The organism is Pseudomonas syringae, from assembly GCF_002157375.1.
In the GTDB taxonomy this organism is placed as follows: Bacteria; Pseudomonadota; Gammaproteobacteria; order Pseudomonadales; family Pseudomonadaceae; genus Aquipseudomonas; species Aquipseudomonas syringae_T.
In genome coordinates this window covers 62110-79644 of sequence record NZ_MTSA01000018.1, presented here as the reverse complement: position 1 = coordinate 79644, position 17535 = coordinate 62110, and the positions used below count along the sequence as shown (strand labels likewise).

General features: G+C 60.6%; 18 protein-coding genes. 7 read left to right on the top strand and 11 right to left on the bottom strand.

Going from position 1 to position 17535, the window contains the following annotated elements; all coding sequences use genetic code 11:
• Positions 1-5: 5 nt before the first annotated feature.
• From kdsB to BW686_RS21285, 9 genes are all read right to left on the bottom strand, one after another.
• Positions 6-770, bottom strand: a complete 765-nt coding sequence (gene kdsB, locus BW686_RS21325; RefSeq protein WP_084919465.1) for a 3-deoxy-manno-octulosonate cytidylyltransferase — start codon at positions 768-770, stop codon at positions 6-8.
• On the bottom strand, positions 767-952 hold the full coding sequence (locus BW686_RS21320; RefSeq protein WP_084919464.1) for a Trm112 family protein: 186 nt from the start codon (positions 950-952) through the stop codon (positions 767-769). The genes kdsB and BW686_RS21320 overlap by 4 nt, the downstream gene beginning before the upstream one ends.
• Positions 953-969: 17 nt before the next feature.
• Positions 970-1965 (bottom strand): tetraacyldisaccharide 4'-kinase, encoded by a 996-nt coding sequence (gene lpxK, locus BW686_RS21315; RefSeq protein WP_084919463.1) that lies wholly within the window; start codon positions 1963-1965, stop codon positions 970-972.
• Positions 1965-2396 carry an ExbD/TolR family protein gene (locus BW686_RS21310; RefSeq protein ID WP_084919462.1) on the bottom strand — a complete coding sequence of 144 codons (432 nt, stop codon included), beginning with the start codon at positions 2394-2396 and terminating at the stop codon, positions 1965-1967. The genes lpxK and BW686_RS21310 overlap by 1 nt, the downstream gene beginning before the upstream one ends.
• On the bottom strand, positions 2393-3109 hold the full coding sequence (locus BW686_RS21305; protein WP_084919461.1) for a MotA/TolQ/ExbB proton channel family protein: 717 nt from the start codon (positions 3107-3109) through the stop codon (positions 2393-2395). The genes BW686_RS21310 and BW686_RS21305 overlap by 4 nt, the downstream gene beginning before the upstream one ends.
• 42 nt (positions 3110-3151) lie before the next feature.
• Positions 3152-5368 carry a DNA internalization-related competence protein ComEC/Rec2 gene (locus BW686_RS21300; protein WP_084919460.1) on the bottom strand — a complete coding sequence of 739 codons (2217 nt, stop codon included), beginning with the start codon at positions 5366-5368 and terminating at the stop codon, positions 3152-3154.
• A 136-nt stretch (positions 5369-5504) separates the two neighbouring features.
• Positions 5505-6293: an ABC transporter permease gene (locus BW686_RS21295; protein ID WP_084919459.1), complete on the bottom strand. Its 789-nt coding sequence runs from the start codon at positions 6291-6293 to the stop codon at positions 5505-5507.
• A complete protein-coding gene (locus BW686_RS21290) occupies positions 6290-7222 on the bottom strand; it encodes an ABC transporter ATP-binding protein (RefSeq protein ID WP_084919458.1) in 933 nt (310 codons plus the stop codon). The genes BW686_RS21295 and BW686_RS21290 overlap by 4 nt, the downstream gene beginning before the upstream one ends.
• Positions 7223-7396: 174 nt before the next feature.
• A complete protein-coding gene (locus BW686_RS21285) occupies positions 7397-8020 on the bottom strand; it encodes a glutathione S-transferase (RefSeq protein WP_084919457.1) in 624 nt (207 codons plus the stop codon).
• 162 nt (positions 8021-8182) lie between these two features.
• Here BW686_RS21285 and BW686_RS21280 point away from each other — a divergent pair, with 162 nt between their 5' ends.
• The 3 genes from BW686_RS21280 to BW686_RS21270 all read left to right on the top strand — a co-directional run bounded on the left by BW686_RS21280 (position 8183) and on the right by BW686_RS21270 (position 12097).
• Complete coding sequence (locus tag BW686_RS21280) at positions 8183-10630, top strand: acyl-CoA dehydrogenase (protein ID WP_084919456.1); 2448 nt, start codon at positions 8183-8185, stop codon at positions 10628-10630.
• A 78-nt stretch (positions 10631-10708) separates the two neighbouring features.
• Positions 10709-11119: a PA2817 family protein gene (locus tag BW686_RS21275; RefSeq protein WP_084919455.1), complete on the top strand. Its 411-nt coding sequence runs from the start codon at positions 10709-10711 to the stop codon at positions 11117-11119.
• A 123-nt stretch (positions 11120-11242) separates the two neighbouring features.
• Positions 11243-12097 (top strand): pirin family protein, encoded by an 855-nt coding sequence (locus tag BW686_RS21270; RefSeq protein WP_084919454.1) that lies wholly within the window; start codon positions 11243-11245, stop codon positions 12095-12097.
• Between the two features lie 59 nt (positions 12098-12156).
• Here the strand turns inward: BW686_RS21270 and BW686_RS21265 are convergent, their stop codons facing one another.
• The gene (locus tag BW686_RS21265) at positions 12157-13338 is read right to left on the bottom strand and encodes a patatin-like phospholipase family protein (protein ID WP_084919453.1); all 1182 of its coding nucleotides are present in this window, start codon (positions 13336-13338) and stop codon (positions 12157-12159) included.
• A 32-nt stretch (positions 13339-13370) separates the two neighbouring features.
• Positions 13371-14303, bottom strand: coding sequence for a lipid A biosynthesis lauroyl acyltransferase (locus BW686_RS21260; RefSeq protein WP_084919452.1), 933 nt, complete (start codon positions 14301-14303; stop codon positions 13371-13373).
• A gap of 120 nt (positions 14304-14423) precedes the next feature.
• Here BW686_RS21260 and minC point away from each other — a divergent pair, with 120 nt between their 5' ends.
• The 4 genes from minC to BW686_RS21240 all read left to right on the top strand — a co-directional run bounded on the left by minC (position 14424) and on the right by BW686_RS21240 (position 17188).
• Positions 14424-15164, top strand: a complete 741-nt coding sequence (gene minC / locus BW686_RS21255) for a septum site-determining protein MinC (protein ID WP_084919500.1) — start codon at positions 14424-14426, stop codon at positions 15162-15164.
• A gap of 231 nt (positions 15165-15395) precedes the next feature.
• Complete coding sequence (gene minD / locus BW686_RS21250) at positions 15396-16208, top strand: septum site-determining protein MinD (RefSeq protein WP_007253434.1); 813 nt, start codon at positions 15396-15398, stop codon at positions 16206-16208.
• Positions 16208-16462, top strand: a complete 255-nt coding sequence (gene minE / locus BW686_RS21245; protein ID WP_002552653.1) for a cell division topological specificity factor MinE — start codon at positions 16208-16210, stop codon at positions 16460-16462. Before minD ends, minE begins: the two co-directional genes overlap by 1 nt.
• A gap of 90 nt (positions 16463-16552) precedes the next feature.
• Entirely contained in the window at positions 16553-17188 is a 636-nt protein-coding gene (locus tag BW686_RS21240; RefSeq protein ID WP_084919451.1) for an RluA family pseudouridine synthase, read from the top strand.
• Positions 17189-17535: the final 347 nt, after the last annotated feature.

The window sequence follows — 17535 nt, the reverse complement described above, 5'->3', positions numbered from 1 at the left end:
CTGCATCAAGCCTCCAGAAGGCGTCTTACACGCTCAAGGTCTTCCGGTGTATCGACACCGCCGGGCGGCGCTTCAAGTGCGTCGGCCACGTGAATCCGCACGCCATTCCACAGCGCACGCAATTGCTCGAGGCTTTCGGTGTTTTCCAGCCAGCACGGCCCCCAACTGACGAAGTCATGCAGGAACCCCGCACGGTAGGCATAGATACCGATGTGGCGACGGTAAGGCACGTCGGCAGGCAACTGGTCTTTGTTGCGGGCCAGCGCGTCCCGCGCCCAAGGCAATGGCGCGCGGCTGAACGTCAGGGCCAGACCGTTGATGTCGGTCGAGACCTTGACGATGTTCGGGTTGAACAGCGCAGCCACATCGTCAATGGGCTCGGCCAGGGTCGCCATGCCGGCTTCAGGGTGAGCTGCCAGATTGGACGCCACCTGATTAATCACCGCAGGCGGGATCATCGGTTCGTCACCCTGAACATTGACCACGATCGCATCCGCCGCCAGCCCCAGTTGCGTGGCCACTTCGGCCAGGCGATCAGTGCCCGAGTTATGGTCTTCGCGGGTCAGGAGTACTTCAGCGCCAAACGCACGACAGGCTTCGACAATCCGCGCATCGTCGGTCGCGACCACTACGCGCCCGGCGCTGCTCTTGCGCGCCTGTTCCCAGACGAGCTGAACCATGGGTTTGCCGGCGATGGTTTTCAGCGGCTTGCCGGGAAACCGGCTGGAGCCATAGCGCGCCGGAATGACGACAGTAAAGGCTGCTGTCATTTTTCCAGTCGCTCGTCGGCCGTGAGGGTGCGTGCTTCACTTTCCAGCATCACCGGAATGCCGTCCCGAACCGGGTAGGCAAGGCCTGCACCTTTGCTGATCAGTTCGGTCTTGTCAGCGCTGAGCTTCAATGGCCCCTTGCAGACTGGGCAGGCAAGGATGTCGAGTAGTTTGGTGTCCATAGGAGATCCTGAAGCAATCATGAAGAAAGACGTAGCAGTTGCTCATCGAACCAGCCGGTGAAGGCGTCAGACGGCACTGCATCGACCGCGAGGTACCACCAGTCGTCGGCGGCAAAGGCCCGACACTTCACCGCGTCTTTCTCGGTCATGACCAAGGGTAACGAGGGCGTGAAGGTCAGCGCCTGAGCACTGTAGACCGCATGGTCCGCGAAGGCGTGAGCCACCGGTCGCCAGTGTAGTCCTTCGAGGGTATTGAAGAAACGTTGCGGGTTGCCGATTCCGGCGACCGCGTGCAGAGCCTGACCGGGCGGAAAGTAATCCACGGGCTGGCGCTCGCCGCTGCGCAGGTTGATCAGCGCGGACGGCCTGAGGGTGAAGGCATAGCCGTCGTCACGATCCGCCGTGGCACCGTTGTAGAGCAAGGCATCGACGCTGTTCAGCCGCTCGACCGGCTCACGCAATGGGCCGGCAGGCAGACAACGGCGATTGCCCAGACCGCGGGCGGCGTCGATCAGTACCAGTTCAAGGTCTCGTGCCAGACGGTAATGCTGCAAACCATCGTCGGAGAGAATCAGGTCCAGCGGCTCGGCGGCAAGCAACGCTTGCACGGCAAGGCTGCGATCCGGGTCGATCATCAGCGGTACGCCGCTGCGCCTGACGATAAGCAACGGCTCATCCCCCGCTTCGGTAGCGCTCTGCGCGGGCAACACGCGCCAGGGCAGACTCGGCGGTGTGGCGCCATAACCGCGACTCACCACCCCCACGCGAAGCCCGCGGCGGCGGCAATGTTCGATCATCCAGAGGATCAACGGCGTCTTGCCGGTGCCTCCGACGGTGATGTTGCCGACCACGATCACCGGCACGGGTGCCCGATAGACCTCGCCTTCGCCGGCCAGAAAACGCGCCCGCTTCCGGTCTACGACACGCCGGTAGAGACTTTCCAGCGGACGCAGAAGCATCAGCGCCGGGTGGCCCTTGTACCAGGCATCAAGCAAACGGTCGGTAAATGCCATCAGTTAGCCGGTGCGGCCTCGACAGTGGTCATGCGCAAATGACTGAAACCCAGTTTGCCCGCTGCATCCATCGCCGTGATCACCGATTGATGAGGGGTCTTGCCATCGGCACTGATCGACAGCGGCAAGTTGGTATCGCCCGCCGATTCACGCTGCAACGCCTCGATCAACGTCGCCAGATCGTTTTTCGGCAACAGCTGATTGTTCAGCGAAAACAGGCCGTCGGCATTGATGGCGATGTCCAGGTGCTTCGCCGCTGCGTCCACCTCCGGCGTACCGGTCACCGATTGCGGCAAGTCCACCCGCAACTGGGTTTCACGGGTGAAGGTGGTGGTTACGATGAAGAACAGCAGCAGGATGAACACCACGTCAATCAGGGAGACCAGATTGATGTCGATGTTTTCGCGAGGTCTGCGGCGGCGAAATTTCACTTTTTCTTGCCCCCGCCCGCCCTGGCCAGCGATTTGAGATCGACTTTGGCGTCGATCAGATCGACATCACGGTCGCCCTGCACCACTTCAACCAGACGAATCGCCTGCTGCTCCATGCCGACCACCAGCTCATCGACGCGGCTTTGCAGAAAACGGTGAAAGAAGATTGCCGGGATCGCCACGATCAGGCCCGATGCCGTACAGATCAGCGCCTTGGAAATACCGCTCGCCAGCACACCGGCATTGGCCGTTGCGCCCGAACTGTTGAACGAGCCGAAGATCTCGATCATGCCCAGCACGGTTCCCAGCAAACCGAGCAGCGGTGCCATTGCGGCAATTGATCCCAGCGCGCTCAGGTAACGCTCCAGATCATGGATGACGCGAGCGGCGGCTTCTTCGATGCATTCCTTCATGATCTCGCGACCATGCCTGGAATTGGCCAGGCCTGCGGCGAGAATCTCGCCCAGCGGTGAATCGGCACGCAGCACCTTGAGCTTCTCGCTGTCGAGCTTCTTTTCCTGAATCCACTGCCAGGCCTGCCCCAACAGGTGCGGCGGCGCAATACGGCTGGCGCGCAGCGTCCACAGCCGCTCGATAATGATGCCGGCAGCGGCGATGGAGCTCAAAATGATCGGCAGCATCATCCAGCCGCCAGATTTGACCAGTTCCCACACAGTGATCACTCCCTCGAAAAATTGGCGCCACTCTAACATAGGGTCGCCAAGTGCCGAACGTCGAGATCGATATCCGTTCGTTCAATCGCGCCAGAAGCGGCGTTGCGCACGCTCGGCCTGCGGCGTGCCGAATGCACCCAGTTGCAGACTGACGGCCCCCAGTTCGGCACTGTCATAGCTGGCGATACCCAGCCACCGATAGCGCGCCATGACCAATGGGTGCGGATGACCGAACGCATTGTTGTGACCCCGTGAAATCAGCACGCCGGTGGGCGCAACAGCCTGCAGAAACCGTTTGGATGACGAGCTGCGGCTGCCATGATGCGGCGCCTGTAGCCAGTGGGCGCGAAGATCGAAACCGCTGTCCAGCGCCGCACGCTCGGCGTGAACATCGATGTCCCCCGCCAGCAGCAGACGCTCGCCACCGGCGTCGACACTCAGCACGCAGGATGCCGCATTACCGTCAGGTGCCTGTTCCCAGCGCCACGTGGAAAAAACCACGCCGTCCCACATCCACTGCGCACCGCTTTCACACAGTTGAGCATTGAGTTGCGGAGCAAGCCTGGCCACTTCCCCCCCCAGTACACGGGCCACCGGAAACGCCTGATGAACGGCCACAGCGCCACCGGCATGGTCAGAGTCGGCATGGCTGATCAGCATCAGGTCCACATGACGAACACCGGTCTTGCGCAGCGCGGGCACCACCACACGCTGGCCGATATCGAACTCACCAAAGCGCGGCCCGGCGTCATACAAAAGGGTGTGATTGCGTGTGCGCAGAAGAATCGCCAACCCCTGCCCCACGTCCAGTTGCAGCACTTCGACCCGCCCCGACGGCACCGGCTCAAGCGGCGGAAACACGCACAGCAACAACAACGGCCAGCCCAGCGGACGCATCGGCACGCCTTTTGGCAGCAACAAGACAACGGCGCCGATCAGGCCCAGCACCCACGCCGCCATCGGCATGGCACTCGGCAACCAGGCGGGTAACACGCTGGCAACCCCGCCAAGAAACAGGAACAGCCACTCCAGCGCCCCGCCCGCCAGCCAGAGCAGGCCCTCACCCACCCCGGGCACCGGCAGCAGCAGGGTGCCGATCAACGCTGGCGGCAAAACGATGACGCTGACCCAAGGCACGGCGAGCAGATTGGCAAACGGGCCGCTGAGGCTGATTGGCAGGTTCAGCGCCAGCAGAATCGGCAGCAAGCCGATGGCGATCAACCATTGCGCACGCGTCCAGCTTTGCCACCAGCGCCAGGCGCCGAGGCGGCCGCTGAAGATTAGAGTCAGAATGCCCACCGCCGAGAACGACAGCCAGAAACCGGGCTGCAGGGTTACCAACGGCTCAACGATCAACACCACATTGAATGACAGCAATAGTGGCCAGACCACGCCCAGGTGCCGAAAGCGCAGGCGCCACAGCAACACCATGCCCACCATCACGCAAGCACGACGTACCGGCACCTCGAAACCCGCCAGCAGCCCGTAACCAAGCGCCGCGGTGAATGCCAGCGCACACGCCGAAGGAAACCAGGGCAACGCTCGTGGCCACAGCCCCCAACGCGCCAGCCCTGCAACCAACAGGTAAACCACCCCGGCGAGCAACCCGATGTGCTGACCGGAAATCACCAGCAAATGCACCGTGCCGGTGTCCTGCAGCACTTGCCAATCGGTACTCGACAGCCCCGAGCCATCGCCCAGCACCAACGCCGCCAGCCCGCCTTCTCTGCCCTGCGCATCGACTGCCCGCAGACGCTGACGGATGCCATCGCGCCAGGCACCGCGGGCTGTCGCCAGCCTTTGCCCGTCTGCCACCGTGCCGGTCGCACCGATGCGCTGGGCCAGCAGCCAGGCCTGATAATCGAAGGCATCCGGGTTGACCAGCCCGCCTGGACGCTTGAGCTTGACCGCCAGACGCCAGCGTTCACCGCTCTGAACCGGCGGGCCGCCATACCAGGCCACACGAATTCTTGCCGGCAGCTTCGCCCGCCGCGAGCGGAGGTCTTCCAGCTCGAAACGCACCACGCCATCGGCAACGCTCGGCAAACCAACCACCTTGCCCTGCAGCCACAGCGTCTGGCCATCCAGCCTGTGCGGCAAGCGGTCATTCAGCGCCCATTGCGCAGACACACAGGCCCACGTGAAGCCGAACAGAAAAAACGCCAACGGATAGGTGCGGAACGGCAGCAGCATCAATGCCAGTGTCGGCATCAACAGCAGCAGCCAGACGGGCGGCAGAATGGGCAGAAAACGCAGGACTACAAGCCCTAATGCAAGCGCGATCATCCCTGTGCGCATGATGATTCCCTGAAGCGTAAAGCGCTAAGGATTAGCGCACTGCCGGGCAATCAGGGGGAATGGTGTATTGCAGCATCTGAACAGCCGCGCTGAATAATCAGCCGACCCGCCAGCCCGGCGGGCCGAAACCAATGTGTTACTGACGCATACCGCGCCCGCTCACCAGCAACCTTGCACAACCGAAGTACAGCACGAAGGTGGCGACGATCATGAACGCCAGAGCGATGCTGATCTTGATGTCGGAGACGCCCAGAATGCCGTAGCGGAAGGCGTTGACCATGTGCAGCACCGGGTTGGCCAGCGACACCGTCTGCCAGAACGGCGGCAGCAGGTTGATCGAGTAGAACACGCCACCCAGGTAAGTCAGCGGAGTCAGAACGAAGGTCGGGATGATCGAAATGTCGTCGAAATTGCGGGCGAACACTGCGTTGATGAAACCCAGCAGCGAGAAAATCGTTGCGGTCAGCACGACCACGATGATGGTCACGCCGAGGTGATGCACCTGCAGGTCAGTGAAGAACATCGACAGCATCGTGACGATGAAACCCACCATCAGTCCGCGTAGCACCCCGCCCAGTGTGTAACCGATCAGGATGGTGTGCGGCGAAACCGGCGAGACCATCAGCTCTTCGATGGAGTGCTGAAACTTGGCGCCGAAGAAGCTCGAGACCACGTTGCCGTAGGAGTTGGTGATCACCGACATCATGATCAGCCCCGGCACGATGTACTGCATGTAGGTGAAGCCACCCATGTCGCCGATCTGACGACCGATCAGGTTCCCGAAGATCACGAAGTACAGCACCATGGTGATCGCCGGGGGCAGCAAGGTCTGCGGCCAGATCCGCATGAAACGGTGGACTTCGCGGTAAACGATGGTTTTCAGCGCAACCAGATTGGGGCGCAATTCGCCGTTGTACTCGGTCATAGCGCCACCTTCGCCAGGTTTTTTTCCACCAGAGACACAAACAGTTCCTCAAGGCGATTGGATTTGTTGCGCAGGCTCAACACTTCGATGTTCTGGAACGCCAACTGACTGAACAACGCGGTGATGCCGACATTCTTGTCGACCTGGACTTCCAGGGTATGGCTGTCCAGCAACCGGCAGGGAAAGCCGGGAAGCTGCGGCGCGGTCTGCCAGGACGCTTTCAGGTCCAGTACAAACGTCTCGACGGTGAGGGTCGCGAGCAATTGCTTCATGCCCGTGTTCTGCACAATCACCCCGTGATCGATGATGCCGATGTTGCGGCACAGCTGCTCGGCCTCTTCCAGGTAGTGCGTGGTGAGGATGATGGTGATGCCTTTTCGGTTCAGCTCGGTGAGGAACGTCCACATCGAGCGTCGCAGCTCGATGTCCACCCCGGCGGTGGGCTCGTCAAGGATCAACAGCCGTGGCTCGTGGATCAGCGCGCGGGCGATCATCAGACGCCTTTTCATCCCGCCGGACAGCGAACGTGAAGGCACGTCACGTTTGTCCCACAGGCCCAGTTGCGTCAGGTAATGCTCGGCGCGTTCCTTGGCGATTTTCGCCGGGATGCCGTAGTAGCCCGCCTGAGTCACGACGATATCGAAGGTTTTCTCGAACTGGTTGAAGTTGAACTCTTGCGGCACCACGCCGATGCAGCGCTTGAGCGCGGCAGGCTCGCGGTCCAGGTCGTGACCGAAGATGTTCACCGTGCCGCTGGTCTTGTTGACCAGCGTCGAGATGACGCCGATGGTGGTGGATTTGCCGGCGCCGTTGGGGCCGAGCAAGGCGAAAAAATCACCTTCAGCCACGTCCAGGTCGATGCCACTCAAGGCCTGGAAACCGTTGCCGTAGGTTTTGGTGAGCTGCCGAATGGACAGAGCGGAAGACATATCGGAAGAAGTACCCATCAAGAGAAAGGAAAAGAATCAGGCTGGAAACGGCGGTCAGTCGTGAAGGATCCGCCAGGCGACAATGGTGCTTGGCTAAGCCATTCAAGTACAGACACATCTGTTAATAGTAAATATCAAGCAGCAGGTATGGGCCGTTGAGCCGCTGTTACAGGCTCAGGTCAACGGGCTCATGACCGCCTTGCGATAAGCCGGACGCGCCTTGAGACGTTCATACCAGGCTTGGAGGTGAGGCAGCGGCGGACGTTCAATCGGCATTTCAAACCAGCTGTAGGCATGACAGCCCAGTGGAATGTCGCCCATGCCGAAAGCCTCGCCGGACAGATAAGGCTGACGGGACAGCGCCTCATCCGCCACTTGCAGCAGGCGATGCAGGTGCTTTATGCCCTGCTCGATGGCCGGCCAGTCCTGCTTCTCGGGCGGCGTGCGCACCACGCCCCAGAACACAGGGCTTAACGGAGCGGCCAGGGTCGACGTGGCCCAGTCCATCCATTTGTCCGCATTGGCGCGGGCTTGGACATCGGCGGGGTACAGATCAGTATCAGGGGCATGGCGCGCGGCCAGATAGCGCACGATGGCGTTGGACTCCCAGAGCACGAAATCGCCATCTTCGATCATGGGGATAAGCCCGTTGGGGTTTTTCGCGCGGTAAGCCGCTTCGTTGACCAGGCCGAACGCGCCACCGGCATCCAGGGTTTCGTAAGGAACCCCGACTTCCTCGGCAATCCAGAGCACCTTGCGCACATTGCTGGAATTCTTCCGGCCCCAGATTTTAAGCATTGCGTTCCCCTCGCAGTCGCTGATAAATATCGCCCATCAGTCTACCCCGATCCTGCGGCAACTTCCTCGTCAACGAGGGGTCACTATCGATGTCGCCTCATCACTGCCCGGCGACCAGTTCTTGGTAGCTGCCAAGGCGGCTGTCATCACGGAGGAATACCTATGCTGTTGTTGTGGATTGTAGTGCTGGTCGTCGGCATTGCCTGGCTGGCTCACCGACGTACCGACCCGCTCCCGGCGCTTGGCGTGGTGGCTGTCTATTTACTGGCCATGGGCATTTTCAGCCGCTCGCCAGGATGGCTGCTGACGGTGTTCTGGCTGCTATGGCTGGCTATATTCATACCGCTGATACTGCCCGATCTGCGCCGTAAACATTTCACGGCGCCGATGTTCAGCTGGTTTCAAAAAGTGTTGCCGCCCATGTCGGAAACCGAGCGCGACGCAATCGATGCCGGGACTGTCTGGTGGGACGGCGAGCTGTTCAGCGGTCGCCCGGACTGGGACAAGCTGCTGGCCTACCCGAAGGTCCAGCTGACTGAAGAAGAACAGGCCTTTATTGACGGCCCGACCGAAGAACTCTGCGCGATGGTCAGCGATTGGGAAATCGGTCAGGCGATGGACCTGCCGCCCGAAGCCTGGGCGCATATGAAAGAGCACGGTTTCTTTGCCCTGATCATTCCGAAAGAGTTCGGCGGCAAGGGCTTCTCGGCTTACGCTCACTCTCAGGTTGCCATGAAACTGGCAACCCGCAGCGGCGATCTCGCGTCCACCGTGATGGTCCCCAACTCCCTCGGCCCTGCCGAATTGCTGCTGCATTACGGCACCGACGAGCAGCGCAATCACTACCTGCCGCGCCTGGCGCGCGGTGAAGACATCCCCTGCTTTGCACTGACCGGCCCGCTGGCAGGCTCCGATGCAGGCGCGATGCCCGACACCGGAATCATCTGCAAGGGTCAATGGCAGGGTGAAGAAGTGATCGGCCTGCGCCTGACCTGGGAAAAGCGCTACATCACGCTTGGCCCGGTGGCCACCCTGCTCGGCCTGGCATTCAAGGCCTACGACCCTGAACACCTGCTTGGCGAAGAGGAAGACCTGGGCATCAGCCTGGCGCTGATCCCGACTGACACACAGGGCGTCGAAATCGGCCGTCGTCACCTGCCCTTGGGCGCAGCGTTCATGAACGGCCCGAATTCGGGCAAAGACGTGTTTGTTCCGCTGAGCTACCTGATCGGTGGCCAGCCCATGCTGGGCAAAGGCTGGATGATGCTGATGAACTGCCTGTCGGTGGGTCGTTCGATCTCGCTGCCGGCAGTGGGCACGGGTGCGGCCAAGTACACCAGCCTGGTCACCGGGCAATACGCCAAGGTACGCGAGCAATTCAACGTACCGCTGTCGGCGTTCGAAGGCATTCAGGAAGCACTGGCGCGCATCGGCGGTAACGCCTGGCTGATGGACAGCGCCCGCATGCTGACCGCCAATGCGGTGGATCTGGGCGAGAAGCCTTCAGTACTGTCGGCGATCCTCAAGTACCACCTGACCGAGCGCGGCCGCGAATGCATCGGCCACGCGATGGATGTGCATGGCGGCAAAGGCATCATCATGGGACCTAACAACTACCTGGGCCGTAACTGGCAGGGTGCGCCGATTTTCATCACCGTCGAGGGGGCCAACATCCTTTCGCGCAACCTGATGATCTTCGGCCAGGGTGCCATTCGCTGCCATCCGTTCGTGCTCAAGGAAATGGCACTCGCCGGGCGTGAAGACAAACAGCAGGCGCTGGCCGAATTTGACACCCTGCTGCTCAAGCACATCGGGTTTGCGGTGAGCAATGCGGCGAGCACGTTGATCCTCAACCTCGGTTTTGGCCACTTCGAAAGCGCGCCGGGCAACAGCCTCAGCCAAGGCTATTTCCGCGCATTGAATCGCCAGGCGGCAGCGTTCGCGATGCTGGCAGACCTGAGCATGATGCTGCTGGGCGGCGAGCTCAAGCGCCGCGAGCGCCTGTCGGCTCGGCTGGGTGACGTTCTCAGTCACATGTACCTGGCCTCGGCGGCCCTCAAGCGTTACCACGACCTTGGCTCACCCGATCACATGAGCCCGCTGTTTCGCTGGGCCATGGAAGAAAGCCTCGGGCATTCGGAACGCGCGATGGACGAAATCCTCAGCAACTTCCCCAACCGACTGCTGGGCGGCGTGCTGCGGGCAGTGGTCTTCCCGTTTGGCCGTCGTCACAAAGGCCCGTCGGACAAGCTGGATGCAGAAGTCGCACAGGTTCTGGGCCGCGCCAAGGGCGACCCGACGCTGGAAGAACTGCTGGCCGGCTGCTATCGCCCACAATCGGCGCAAGACCCGGTGGGCGCCTTGCAACATGCAGTGGATTTGCTGAGCACGGCTTACCCGCTGCACAAAAAGCTGCAGGTTGCGCTCAAGAGTGGCCAGGTCAAACCCGAAGCAGGCGAGCACGCCATCGATGCTGCATTGCGCTTGGGCGTGTTGCAGGCGGACGAGGTTCAGACACTCCGGGCAGCAGAAGCGGCCCGTCGTGTGGTGATCGATGTGGATGATTTCGACAAGGAAGAACTGACGCAGGCAGCGGGCAAGATTCGCTGATCTGTCAGGTCACACCACACAGCAGGCGCGTAGAGCTTTATACTCTCGCGCCTGTTTTTGCATTTGAGGATACCCCCGATGGCCGACGCCACTCTCGACTACCAACTTGGCCTGCTGGCACACCTGCGCAGCATCCTGGTCGCGCTGGGCGAGGCCGAGCAGGTTCCGGAAGAAAGCCATGCCTTGTTCATGGAGCGCTTCGACGAACTGGTTGAACAACTGCCGCTGGACCCGATTGAAAGTCAGTACCTGGGGCAGGACATTCTGTGCCAGGTGATCCAGCGCTACCCGCAAATTGCGCATCTGGTGCCACGCGACCTGCTGTGGTTCTTCGCCGGCGATTGCCTGCACTTCATGCCGGATGACGAGATCGAGTTGTATCAGGCGCTGGAAGAGCGTCGTTACGAAGCAGAGCAGAACGACGAGCCGTTTGACTGGCATCAGGAAAAGCAATTGCTGTCCATTCCGGCACAGGGCAGCAAACACTGATCCCCACTGCCCTCCGAAACATCGATAAATACGATCATTCCTTTCCGGGATTTGATTCTGTTTATCGATCCGGCGGGCCTACCATGACACTCATTGTCACCTGATAAGGAGTGTTCTTTTTCCATGACTCAATTTCGTAAAGTGCTGTCCGTTCAGGCAGGCCAACCTGCCTCAGATGGCGCGGGCGTCAAATTGACACGCGTGTTCGGTGGCCGAGGCGTTGAGCAGTTCGATCCGTTCCTGATGCTGGACGAGTTCGGCTCGGACAAGCCTGACGACTACATTGCAGGTTTCCCGCCCCACCCGCACCGGGGCTTCGAAACGGTGACCTACATGCTCGAAGGTCGCATGCGTCATGAAGACCACATGGGCAATGTCGGCCTGCTGCAGGGCGGCGGTGTGCAGTGGATGACGGCAGCTCGCGGCATCATTCACAGCGAAATGCCTGAGCAGGAAGAAGGCACCATGCGGGGCTTTCAGCTCTGGCTGAACCTGCCAGGCAAGAACAAGCTGAACGACGCCAGCTATCAGGACATCCAGCCGGAAAACGTTCCTCGCCTGACCACCCGGGACGGCGTGCATGTGGTGGTTCTGGCCGGTCACTTTGACGATGGCCAGGTCCGGCAGGCCGGGGCTGTGCAGCGTCCCGATACCGAGCCGTTGTACTTCGATTTCCACATGCCCGCAGGCAGCCGCATCAGCCCGCAGTTACCCGCAGGTCACCTTGCGTTGCTGTACGTCTATGAAGGCAGTATCGAGATTGAAGGCAGCGACCAGTCGATTGACACACGCCAGATAGCGCGTCTGTCTGACGACGGTGAGCTGCAGATCGGCAGTGCAGGCGGTGCGCGGGTGCTGCTGATTGCAGGCAAACCATTGCGTGAGCCGATTGTGCAATACGGACCGTTTGTGATGAACACCCGCGAAGAAATCGAGCAAGCGCTGCGTGATTTTCGGGAAGATCGTCTGACGGCTTGACGCCCGGCCTGTTCCGGCATGACCGAGAGCCCGCTGTTCGATCCGGCTTCTCGGTCACGCTACGCCAGTCGCAAAAACCGTTTCAGTTCGGCGCCCTGTGCAACGGCATCGTGACGGCCCAGTTCTATCAGCTCGCTGCAATAACCCGACTCGAACAACAGGTAACTCAGGACGCTGGCGCCGCTGCTCTTGGTTGCGCCAGGGCCGCGCATGAAGGTGCGCAAGGCTGGCGGCAGTTCGCGGCGGTGCCGGGCAGCGATTTCATCCAGCGGACGGCTTGGGGAAATCACCAGCACTTCCACCGGTTCCATGCCCGGCTGCCTGATCTGGTCGTCGGGCAGCAACGAACTGGCCAGGTTCAGCCTTTCCAGCAACTCGATATCGCTTTCCAGATTATCGATGAACGTGCTGTTGAGCATGTGACCACTGATCTGCGCCAGCGTTGGCTGAGTACCGATGGGTGGGCGCGGTGCCGGCCTCTCGGTTTTAAGCCCGCGCGGGTTGCCGCTGACGCCCACCACCAGCACGCGATTGGCCCCCAGGTGCAGCGCCGGGCTGATCGGTGCCGACTGCCGCACGGCGCCGTCACCGAAGTACTCCTGATCCAGCATCACCGGGGCGAACAGCAACGGAATGGCTGAGCTGGCGAGCAGATGATCCACTGTCAGCTGGGTCGGACGACCAATGCGCCGGTGGCGCAGCCAGGGTTCGATGGTGCCGCGCCCCTGATAGAACGTGACCGCCTGACCGGATTCATAACCGAAAGCCGTCACCGCCACCGCACGCAAATGATGGGCCTCGATGGCAGCTTCGATGCCGGAAAGGTCCAGTCGCTCGTTGAGCAGGTCACGTAACGGAGAACTGTTGAGCAAGGCGACCGGGATGTTTCGTCCAAAACCCATCAGGCTGCGGCCAAAAAACCGGCTGGCCTGATGAATCACACCCGACCAGTCGCTGCGCAGTACCTGATGGCTGCGAAAGGACTGCCAGAACTCGGTCAACTGGTGAATGGCAATGCGAAAGTGCAACGCGCCACTGGCCAGCTTCACGGCGTTGATCGCCCCGGCGGAGGTGCCGACGATCACTGGAAAGGGGTTGGGAGAACCGGGCGGCAACAGGTCGGCAATGCCTGCGAGTACGCCCACCTGATAGGCGGCACGCGCACCGCCACCGGAGAGGATGAGCCCGGTCACAGGCTCGATATCACTGACAGCACGGCTCACTACTGCGGGATCTGACATCTACAACGGGCCTCGGTGATCAACGACGCTTTTTATTTATGCTTGTTATATAGCTTCGGTTCACCCGCCGGTCGACTTTTGAAGCGTCGATGAGCCCAAAGATATTGTTCCGGGCACTCGGTAATCGCCTTTTCTACCCATTGATTGATGCGCAGACAATCGGCTTCGTCGCTTTCGCCCGGAAAATCTTCCAGCGGCGGGTGAATGACCAACCGATAGCCACTGCCGTCAGCCAGGCGCTGCTGGGTGAACGGAACCACCTGGGCGCGACCGAGCCGGGCGAACTTGCTGGTGGCGGTCACAGTGGCTGCCTGGATGCCGAACAGCGGCACGAAGATGCTCTGTTTGGCGCCGTAGTCCTGATCCGGTGCATACCAGATGGCACGACCGGCACGCAGCAACTTGAGCATGCCGCGCACGTCATCGCGCTCGACGGCCAGTGAATCGAGGTTGTGACGCTCGCGCCCGCGACGCTGGATGAAATCGAACAGCGGGCTCTTGTGTTCGCGGTACATGCCGTCGATGGTGTGCTGCTGGCCCAGCAGCGCCGCGCCGATTTCCAGCGTGGTGAAATGCAGCGCCATCAGAATCACACCCTCGCCCTTCTGATGGGCGGTGTACAGGTGTTCCAGCCCTTCGACCTGAGCCAGCTTCGCCAGTCGTTGCCGGGACCACCACCAGCTCATGGCCATTTCAAAGAAGGCGATCCCCGTGGAGGCGAAGTTTTCCTTCAGCAGGCGCTTGCGCTCGGCAGCGGGCAAATGAGGAAAGCACAGCTCGAGATTGCGCGACGCGATATTTTTTCGATCAGTGGCCACGCGGTACATGACAGCGCCCAAGGCGCGACCCAGGACCAGCAACACCCGAAACGGCAACTGGACGACCAGCCATAAAAGCCCCAGCCCCAGCCATAACGGCCAGAAACGGGGATGAAGGAAACTGGCTTTAAAGCGCGGGCGATCCATTTGGGCTTCCGTCAGAACAAAGGCCGCGCATTCTACAACGGTTCGACCCGCTTGCGGCTCGCGGGCGTTCTCGCTATAAGTCTCGGCACTTTTAGCGACAAGCTGTTGTGTATATCAACCATGAGCCAGATTGAATCGCAAAACCCGGAACCCGTCTTTCAACTCAAGGGCAGCATGCTCGCCATCACCGTGATGGAGCTGACTCGAGCCAACCTCGAAGCGCTGGACAGGCAACTGGCGGCGAAAGTGGCGCAGGCCCCCAATTTCTTCAGCAACACGCCGTTGATCCTGGCACTCGACAAACTGGCGCCGCACGAAGGCGCAGTAGACCTGCCGGGCCTGGTACGCATTTGCCGCCAACACGGCCTGCGCACCCTGGCTATTCGTGCCAACCGAATCGAAGACATTGCGGCGGCCATCGCCGTCGATCTGCCGGTGCTGCCGCCCTCCGGCGCACGTGAGCGCGTAATCGACCCGGTCGAAGCCGAGGCGCCGAAAAAGATTCCGGAAAAACCGCCTGAACCCGTCATCAAGCCGACCCGGGTGATCACGTCGCCGGTGCGCGGCGGTCAGCAGATTTATGCCCAGGGTGGCGATCTGGTCGTGGTCGCACCTGTCAGTCCGGGTGCGGAACTTCTGGCCGATGGAAACATCCATGTGTACGGCCCGATGCGCGGCAGGGCACTGGCAGGTATCAAGGGTGACACACGGGCACGGATTTTCTGCCAGCAACTCAGCGCCGAGCTGGTTTCGATTGCCGGGCAATACAAGGTCTCCGAAGACCTGCGCAGGGATCCGTTGTGGGGTTCGCCGGTCCAGATAAGCCTTTCCGGTGATGTGTTGAACATCATTCGTCTTTAACGGATACTGCCGCAATTTTCAAAGTGTCTCTGATTCGCCGCGAAAAGGTCGCAAAGGCTGTAGGAAATCCTGAAAGGCGTCGCTTTTCAGTCGGTATATGAGTTGAAAGTAGTAGCCGGGTGCTAGCTTTCCAGGACCATGCCTGTTGATTTCCAGAATTCTTCGACCCACGCTGCGTCACGAGATGCTCTTCAGGGACTAAAAGTCCTTTTCATCTAGGGGTGATTCACCTTGGCCAAGATTCTCGTTGTTACATCCGGCAAGGGTGGTGTGGGCAAGACCACTACCAGCGCCGCCATCGGTACAGGCCTCGCACTGCGCGGCCACAAGACAGTCATCGTCGACTTCGACGTCGGCCTGCGTAACCTCGACCTGATCATGGGCTGCGAGCGTCGCGTGGTGTATGACTTCGTCAACGTGGTCAATGGCGAAGCCAACCTGCAACAGGCTTTGATCAAGGACAAGAAGATCGAAAACCTGTTCGTCCTCGCCGCCAGCCAGACCCGTGACAAGGATGCACTGACCAAAGAGGGCGTTGAAAAAGTCCTCATGGAGCTGAAGGAAACGTTCGAATACGTGGTCTGCGACTCACCGGCGGGCATTGAAACCGGTGCTCATCTGGCGATGTATTTCGCCGACGAAGCCATTGTCGTGACCAACCCTGAAGTCTCGTCGGTACGTGACTCCGACCGCATGCTGGGCCTGCTGGCCAGCAAATCGCGTCGCGCCGAACTGGGCCAGGACCCGATCAAGGAACACCTGCTGTTGACTCGCTACAACCCTGAGCGCGTCAGCAAGGGCGAAATGCTTGGCGTGGAAGACGTCAAGGAAATCCTCGCCGTGACCCTGCTGGGCGTGATTCCCGAGTCCCAGGCTGTCCTCAAGGCGTCCAACCAGGGCGTGCCGGTCATTCTGGATGATCAGAGCGATGCCGGTCAGGCCTACAGCGATGCGGTTGATCGTTTGCTGGGCAAAACACTTGAGCACCGTTTCCTGGATGTGAATAAGAAAGGATTCTTTGAACGTCTGTTCGGGGGTAAATGATGAATATTTTTGACTTCTTTCGTGACCGCAAAAAAGAAAGCACGGCCTCGGTCGCGAAAGAGCGTCTACAGATCATCGTTGCCCACGAACGTGGCCAGCGGAGTACCCCGGACTACCTTCCTGCCCTGCAGAAAGAGCTGGTGGAAGTGATCCGTAAATACGTCAATATCGAGTCCGACCAGGTTCAGGTCGCTCTGGAAAGCCAGGGCAGCTGTTCGATTCTGGAACTCAACATCACCCTGCCTGATCGCTGATCGGGCAGTCGCTTACGGCGGTATCGGCGCACTTCTCCGGAAGCGGCGCTTATACCGCCGTTGCCGTTTCTAGCGTTTCGAGGCCGTTGCATGCCGTTGTCGAACATCCGCATCATTCATCAGGACGCTGCCGTTCTGGTGATTGACAAGCCTACCCTGCTGCTTTCCGTCCCCGGCCGCGCCGATGACAACAAGGATTGCCTGATCACCCGCCTGCAGGAAAACGGTTTTCCCGAAGCACGCATTGTCCATCGTCTGGACTGGGAAACGTCCGGCATCATCCTGCTGGCTCGCGACGCCGACACGCACCGCGAACTGTCGCGCCAGTTTCATGATCGCGAAACCGAAAAAGCCTACACCGCCTTGTGCTGGGGTCAGCCCTCGCTGGACAGCGGCAGCATCGACCTGCCGCTGCGCTACGATCCGCCGACCAAGCCGCGTCATGTGGTGGACCACGATGGCGGCAAGCATGCGCTGACGTTCTGGAAAGTTGTCGAGCGGCATGCCAGTCATTGCCGGGTCGAACTCACGCCGATTACCGGTCGCTCACATCAGTTGCGCGTACACATGCTGGCAATCGGGCACCCGCTGCTGGGCGATGGCCTGTACGCCCACCCCGAAGCACTCGCGGCGTACCCACGTCTGTGCCTGCACGCGAGCATGTTGAGCTTCACGCATCCGGTCACTGGCGAGCGTCTGACCTTCGAGTGCCCTGCGCCCTTCTGAACAGACAATGATCTGTCCCGCGCAACTGATTCTCGTGCCAGCGCTCTTCATTGGGTGTGCTGTTCGTGACGCTCCGCGTCACACAGCGGTTTTGCGATGTCAGTGATGTTTGTTTACGACTCAAGTCACCTTTTCGCCCCTCGGCGAGTTACTTTGATGGGGCCAAAGTAACCAAAGCCCCTGGCTCCGTTTCCGGCCCGACTTCGTCGGGTTCCTTCGTCCTGACACTGATCCGGGGGTCGCTGCAACGGGCCATCCATGGCCCGGTGCAGCTAACTCGGCGTCCTGCCGAGTTCCCCCCGGATCAGCGTCAGGACTCAGCCGTCACTTACGTCGCAATCTGTGTC

Coding starts and splice junctions, on each gene's coding strand:
- BW686_RS21275 (WP_084919455.1), top strand. CDS start 10,709: ATGGCCGACGCCACTCTCGACTACCAACTTGGCCTGCTGGCACACCTG.
- lpxK (WP_084919463.1), bottom strand. CDS start 1,965: ATGGCATTTACCGACCGTTTGCTTGATGCCTGGTACAAGGGCCACCCG.
- BW686_RS21320 (WP_084919464.1), bottom strand. CDS start 952: ATGGACACCAAACTACTCGACATCCTTGCCTGCCCAGTCTGCAAGGGG.
- BW686_RS21295 (WP_084919459.1), bottom strand. CDS start 6,293: ATGACCGAGTACAACGGCGAATTGCGCCCCAATCTGGTTGCGCTGAAA.
- BW686_RS21270 (WP_084919454.1), top strand. CDS start 11,243: ATGACTCAATTTCGTAAAGTGCTGTCCGTTCAGGCAGGCCAACCTGCC.
- BW686_RS21240 (WP_084919451.1), top strand. CDS start 16,553: ATGCCGTTGTCGAACATCCGCATCATTCATCAGGACGCTGCCGTTCTG.
- BW686_RS21305 (WP_084919461.1), bottom strand. CDS start 3,109: ATGTTAGAGTGGCGCCAATTTTTCGAGGGAGTGATCACTGTGTGGGAA.
- kdsB (WP_084919465.1), bottom strand. CDS start 770: ATGACAGCAGCCTTTACTGTCGTCATTCCGGCGCGCTATGGCTCCAGC.
- minE (WP_002552653.1), top strand. CDS start 16,208: ATGAATATTTTTGACTTCTTTCGTGACCGCAAAAAAGAAAGCACGGCC.
- BW686_RS21290 (WP_084919458.1), bottom strand. CDS start 7,222: ATGTCTTCCGCTCTGTCCATTCGGCAGCTCACCAAAACCTACGGCAAC.
- BW686_RS21265 (WP_084919453.1), bottom strand. CDS start 13,338: ATGTCAGATCCCGCAGTAGTGAGCCGTGCTGTCAGTGATATCGAGCCT.
- BW686_RS21285 (WP_084919457.1), bottom strand. CDS start 8,020: ATGCTTAAAATCTGGGGCCGGAAGAATTCCAGCAATGTGCGCAAGGTG.
- BW686_RS21280 (WP_084919456.1), top strand. CDS start 8,183: ATGCTGTTGTTGTGGATTGTAGTGCTGGTCGTCGGCATTGCCTGGCTG.
- BW686_RS21300 (WP_084919460.1), bottom strand. CDS start 5,368: ATGCGCACAGGGATGATCGCGCTTGCATTAGGGCTTGTAGTCCTGCGT.
- minC (WP_084919500.1), top strand. CDS start 14,424: ATGAGCCAGATTGAATCGCAAAACCCGGAACCCGTCTTTCAACTCAAG.
- BW686_RS21260 (WP_084919452.1), bottom strand. CDS start 14,303: ATGGATCGCCCGCGCTTTAAAGCCAGTTTCCTTCATCCCCGTTTCTGG.